This window comes from Armatimonadota bacterium (assembly GCA_020354555.1).
GTDB lineage: Bacteria > Armatimonadota > Hebobacteria.
Genome location: CP070648.1, coordinates 4,197,890 through 4,203,914, shown reverse-complemented (window position 1 = coordinate 4,203,914; position 6,025 = coordinate 4,197,890). Strand labels below are relative to the sequence as shown.

Annotated in this window: 4 protein-coding genes and 2 tRNA genes; all 6 read left to right on the top strand. The window is 64.6% G+C overall.

The features are described from left to right. On the top strand, positions 1 to 1,813 hold a 1,813-nt coding region (locus JSV65_17155; protein ID UCH34237.1), incomplete at its 5' end, for a carboxypeptidase regulatory-like domain-containing protein. A 158-nt stretch (positions 1,814 to 1,971) separates the two neighbouring features. Beyond that, a tRNA-Leu gene (locus JSV65_17150) sits at positions 1,972 to 2,057 on the top strand. Positions 2,058 to 2,202: 145 nt separating this feature from the next. Continuing rightward, positions 2,203 to 2,279 (top strand) — tRNA-Gly (locus JSV65_17145). A 51-nt stretch (positions 2,280 to 2,330) separates the two neighbouring features. After that, on the top strand, positions 2,331 to 3,833 hold the full coding sequence (gene tig / locus JSV65_17140; protein UCH34236.1) for a trigger factor: 1,503 nt from the start codon (positions 2,331 to 2,333) through the stop codon (positions 3,831 to 3,833). Beyond that, positions 3,833 to 4,426 (top strand): ATP-dependent Clp protease proteolytic subunit, encoded by a 594-nt coding sequence (locus JSV65_17135; GenBank protein ID UCH36825.1) that lies wholly within the window; start codon positions 3,833 to 3,835, stop codon positions 4,424 to 4,426. The genes tig and JSV65_17135 overlap by 1 nt, the downstream gene beginning before the upstream one ends. A 53-nt stretch (positions 4,427 to 4,479) precedes the next feature. Continuing rightward, complete coding sequence (clpX, locus tag JSV65_17130; protein ID UCH34235.1) at positions 4,480 to 5,790, top strand: ATP-dependent Clp protease ATP-binding subunit ClpX; 1,311 nt, start codon at positions 4,480 to 4,482, stop codon at positions 5,788 to 5,790. The last annotated feature ends 235 nt before the right edge of the window (positions 5,791 to 6,025 follow it).

The window sequence follows — 6,025 nt, the reverse complement described above, 5'->3', positions numbered from 1 at the left end:
GTTCGATATTGCTGTGTCAGGAGCATACGCGTACGTCGTCACAGGCGGTGCCGGGCTTTGGATCGTGGATGTATCGGATCCGACCGACCCGAAGGAAGTGGCGTTCTGGGACACCCCAGGCTGTGCTCTAGACGTAGCCGTCTCTGACGGCCGCGTCTATGTCGCTGACGTGTACTGGGGAACCATTGTGTTCCCGGAATACGCCACCGCCGTGATCGCCGGACAGGTGCGTGTGCGCGGCACGACGGCGAATATCGCGAGCGCAACCGTAAGTGCTTACCTCGACGGCAAGTTGTGGCGCACGACGCTGACAGATGCTCGCGGGCTGTACGTGATCGAGAATCTGACCGCCGGCACCTATGTGGTCACCGCGTCGAAGCCGGGGTACATCCGCCAGACCAAGGCGGATATCACCGTCACTCCCAATCATACGACCTACATCAACTTTGGCCTCGAGATGTCCGGCCGCATCACGGGACAGGTGCGTGAGCGCGGTACCGAGGTCAACCTCCCCAATGCGACCGTGGCCGCGTATCTCGACGGGCGACTCAAGGCAGTCACAACGACCGACAGCCGCGGCATTTACGTAATGGACACCGATTTGCCCGGCGGTTCCTACTTGTTGTCGGCGGCGAAGGCCGGATATCGAACCCAGGCGAACGCTGGGATTGCGGTGGTCTCTGGCGAGACCGCCTACGTCAACTTCGGCCTCGAACGCGTGGTCAGGCTCAAGGGCCAGGTGCGGGACCGCGGCACGGGGCGGCCGCTCATCGGAGCTGCTCTTCACGTGTATGTCTACCCCGGTGACACAACCGTCGCGAGCACGACGACCGAAGCGCCTCACGGCATATATGAGTTCGGAGAAGAGCTGGCGCCCGCGACATACAATGTGACGGCGTCCATGCCCGGTTACATGCGGCAGACGAAATGGAACGTCGACGTCAGTGGCGACGAGACGGCATACTGTAACTTCAACCTTGAGCCGTCTGGCAGACTCATGGGTCAGGTGCAGGATCGCGACAGCGGCCTACCGCTTATCGGCGCTGCGGTGGCCATGTACGCTTACCCGGGCAACGTGCAGGTCGCGGCGACCACAACGAAAGAGCCCTATGGCATCTACGAGGTCAACCAAGATCTTCCTGCGGGCACGTACCGCGTGACGGCGGTCACCAGCGGGTATGCCGCACAGAACAAGGCTCCGATCACAATCGTCGCGGGCGAAACGACCTACGTCAACTTCGGGCTCCAGCGTATCGTCAGGCTCAAGGGGCAGGTCAGAGATCGGAGCACCAACCTGCCGCTGATCGGGGCCGCGCTGCGCGTGTACGTATACGGAGACAACACGGTTGTCGCAAGTACCACGACCGAGCCACCATACGGCATCTACGAGTTCGGCGCGGAGTTGCCTCCAGGCACGTACAAGGTCAGCGCGTCAACGGCTGGATACGTGACGCAGCCGAAGTGGAACATCCGCGTGTCCGAGGACGCATCGACGTACGTCAACTTCAACCTGTTACCGTCCTGCGCACTTGAGGGGCAAGTGCGCGACAGCGCCGCAGGCGCTCCGATTGTCGGCGCCGCAGTTGAGATCTATCGAGATGGCGTGCTGCTCGCGACGGCCACGACCACCGCGCCCTGGGGCGTGTACAGCATTGACACGGGATTGCCCGAAGGCCTGTGCTTCGTGTGGGCCAGCAAGTCCGGCTACATCACGCGGGGCAGAGCCGTCACCCTCACCCTTGACGCGACCAGCTACGCGAACTTCGCGCTCCAGCCGGTGAGCGCAGTGTCGCGGACTCTGCGCGGGTCGTGATGGATCGTACCACGTCGCTTGCGACCGCAGCATTAGTCGGGGAGGAAGAGCGGGCTACGCATCGTCGGTATTGACACGCCCTGCGGCCTGTGGTAGATTCTAATCGCGCGTAGTCGGGCGCGAGCGGCTCTCGCGGACCCCTTGCGAGCCATCCGTTCGGGCGAGTGGCGGAATGGTAGACGCGCAAGATTTAGGATCTTGTGGGGGTGACCCCGTGAGAGTTCAAATCTCTCCTCGCCCACCAACACGGCGGCTATCGCGGAGCGATAACGCCGTTCCGGAAGGCGGCGGAGCCGGCTCAGCACGACATCCCGGTGCAGCGACAACGCCGTTCCATCACGCGGCGGAGCCAGCCGGGCGCGCGGAAGCGAACAGTCGGCGGCACGAGAGCGGAAGTAGCTCAGCCCGGTAGAGCATCTCCTTGCCAAGGAGAGGGTCGAGGGTTCAAATCCCTTCTTCCGCTCCATTTTTCTTGCCCGAGTGCCGTTGCGGCAGCCGGTCGCGCACGAGTCATCCCGTGAGCCGCCAGACTCAAGCCGCGGGCCGCTTGGAACAGAACTTCACTATGGAACTGGTCAGTCAGGAGCCCGTAGATGACGGGCAGATCAGATTGGTCATCAAGGCCGGCCCCGACAAGGTCAATGAGCAGGTCGAGGACATCTACCGTCGTCTGGCGCAGACGGTAACCATCCCTGGCTTCCGCAAAGGCAGAGCCCCCCGCGCCTTGCTCGAGCAGCAGCTCAGCCCGGACGAGGCGCGACGCGAGGCCGCCGAGAGGCTTGCCGGGCCCATGATTGCGTGGGCTCTCGAACAGACCGGCCTCGATCCTTTCACTCCGCCCGCGATAGAGAAATCCGAACTCGAGGACGATGGCTCGGCGACGTGCGTAGCCAGCTTCGCTCCAACGCCGAAGGTCGAACTCGGCGAGCACCGCGGGCTCACGGGCGAGCGCAGCGCCATCGAGGTCACCGAGGAGCAGATCCAGGCCCAGCTCGACCGGACGCGCGAGCGCTACGCCAGCTACGAGCCGGTCGCCGACCGCGCCGCTGACGCAGGCGACCTCGCGCTCGTGGACTACGACCTCGTGATTGACGGGCAGGTTATCGAGGGGCAGAGCACCCACGGCTATCCCTGCCAGATCGGCAGTGACACGTTGTTTCCCGAGCTGAACGAGAAGCTCCCGGGCCTCAAGCCGGGCGAGCAGGTGCGCATTCCCGCTGGCTTCCCGGCCGATCATGAGGATGCGTCGGTGGCAGGCAAGCAGGGAGAGTACGTCGTGACCCTGCGCGAGTTGAAGGTGCGCACGCTGCCGGAGTTGACCGACGAAATGGCGCAGCGCGCCCACGGCATCGAATCCGCGGACGAACTGCGTCAGGCGGTGCGAGAGGCGCTGGAGAGAATGGCCGCCGAGGAGGTGGAGGACCGTGTGCGCCAGAGCCTGCTCGAGCAGGTCGTGGCGGCGTCGAAGGTGACGGTGCCGCCGGTGCTCGTGCGCCGCGAGGCGGAGGCGCGACTGAACCGCCTGGAGACCGACCTGCGCGCGGAGGGCCGCAGCCTGGAGGAGCATCTCCGTGAGGAAGGCGTGGACACCGAGCGTTGGCTGCGGCGCGAGGAGATGAGCGCGCGCTGGGCGTTGGAGCGATCATTTGTGCTCGACGAGATCGGCCGGCGGGAAGGAATAGAGGTCACGCAGGAGGAAATCTCCCGCGAGATCGAGAATATCGCGCGTCGCGTCGGCTCCACCACGGAGCGCGCGCGAAAAGCGATGGAAGAACGCGGCATGAGCCGCTTGGTGGATCGCCTGCACCAACACAAGGTCCTCCAGTTCCTGGTGGATCATGCCGACATCACTAGTGAAGGCGGGGCGACGCCGGGGCCGACGGAATTGCAGGCGCCCGCGACGGACGAAGGGGAAGCGGGGCCCGCGCCGGGTGAGCTGTCGGCGGGCGTGCAGGGTGACATCGCCGATCAAGGCGAGGCGGCGCTGGAGCCGGCGGAGCCGCAGGAGGAACAGCCGTGATAGTACCTATGGTGGTGCAGCAGCGCCCGGGGGGCGAGCGCGCCTTCGATATCTACTCGCGCCTGCTGCAGAACCGCATTATCTTCATCACCGGGGCAATTGACGACACGTTGGCCAACCTCATCATCGCCCAGATGCTGTTCCTGCAGAGCGAGGATCCGGCGAAGAACATTGACCTTTACGTCAACAGCCCGGGCGGGATAGTGCAGTCGGGCCTGGCGATCTACGATACCATGCAGCTCATCGCGCCGCCGGTTTCGACGTGGTGTATTGGCCTCGCGGCAAGCATGGGCGCGCTGATCCTGGCCGCGGGCACGGCGGGCAGACGGTTTGCGCTGCCCAACTGCCGCATCCTGATTCATCAGCCTCACGCCGACCGCCTCGGCGGCCAGGCCACGGACATAGACATTCAGGCGCGGGAGATGCTTTACACCCGCGACACGATCAACCGCATCTTCGCCAAGCACACCGGTCAGCCTTTGGAAAAGGTCGCCAAGGACGCCGATCGCGACTTCTACATGTCCGCCGATGAGGCGAAAGCCTACGGCCTGGTGGACGAGGTGGTGGCGAAGCAGCCGGCTCCCGCCGAGTAATCGCAGCAACATAACGTAATAGATTTCGCAGCAGCCCTACGGCAATCGCAGCCATGCGTCGCAGCACGAACGACAGGAAGCACGAAGACAGCCGCTGTTCCTTCTGCGGCAAGCCTCGCAGCCAGGTGGATCGCCTGATCTCCTCGGGCTGCGAGCGCGTATTCATCTGCGACGAGTGCGTCGCGGCCTGCGCCGACCTGCTCGGTGATGATCTCACCAGCCGCACAACCGCTGCGCCGCCGCCGGTCTTCTCGCGCGCGATACCGAAACCACGCGAGATATACGACGCGCTCAACGAGTACGTCGTCGGCCAGGAGCGCGCCAAGCGCGTCCTCTCCGTCGCGGTCTACAATCATTACAAGCGCCTCAACCTGCAAGCCGAATCGGACGAGGTCGAACTCCAGAAGTCCAACATCTTGCTCATCGGCCCCACCGGCTCCGGCAAGACGCTCTTGGCGCAGACGCTGGCGCGCATCCTCGACGTCCCCTTCACCATGGCCGATGCGACCTCCCTGACCGAGGCGGGGTACGTCGGCGAGGACGTCGAGAACATCCTGCTCAGGCTTCACCAAGCGGCGGGCGGGGATATCGCCCGGACGCAGAACGGCATCGCGTACATCGACGAGATTGACAAGGTCGCGCGCAAGTCCGACAACCCATCCATCACGCGCGACGTCAGCGGCGAGGGCGTGCAGCAGGCCTTGCTCAAGATACTCGAGGGCGCCACCGCCAATATTCCGCCCCAGGGCGGGCGCAAACATCCCCACCAGGAGTTTATCCAGATCAACTCGACCAACGTGCTCTTCATCTGCGGCGGCGCCTTTGAGGGGCTCGACAAGATCGTCAAGGAGCGCGTCGACGAGCATCCCCTCGGCTTCGCGGTCAACGCGCGCGTCGCCGGCGACTGCGATGACCACGATGCGCTGCTGGCGCGCATCATGCCCGAGGACTTGCTCCGCTACGGCTTCATCCCGGAGTTCGTCGGCCGGCTGCCGGTCATCGCCACGCTCTCGGCGTTGAGCGAGGCCGATCTCGTACGCATCCTGCTCGAACCGCGCAACGCCCTGGTCAAACAGTACCGCAGGTTCTTCGAGTGGGAGGGCGTGGAGCTGCACACCGAGCAAGCGGCGCTGGAGGCGATCGCGCGCGAGGCCATCGCCCGCAAGACCGGGGCGCGGGCACTTCGCTCCATCCTGGAGGAGGTCATGCTCGACGTGATGTATGACCTCCCCTCGCTCGAGGACATCCGCCGCTGCGTCGTCACCGAGGAGGCGGTCCGCGAGCGCTCTTCGCCGCTGCTCCTAAGCGACGGGGATGACGAGCCCCGCGGTCAGCGCTCATCCCGCGACCGGCGACAGGCATGAATCACGCAGGCTGGCTGCCGGCCCGGTGTCTCCTTTGGGTTGCGGGGGGCGCAGGAATCCGCGCCGCAAGTGGGAATAATAGAGACGAGGCGGCTTCACGTCGGCTAATCCCACGCGAATCGCCAGCATTCGCGGTAATACCACGTCACCGAGATCTTGAACTGCAGTACGCGGCTGGGAGGTAATCGTGAGCGAAGCGCGACAGAAAGGTGCGGGTGCGGTCAAGGCTGAGAGC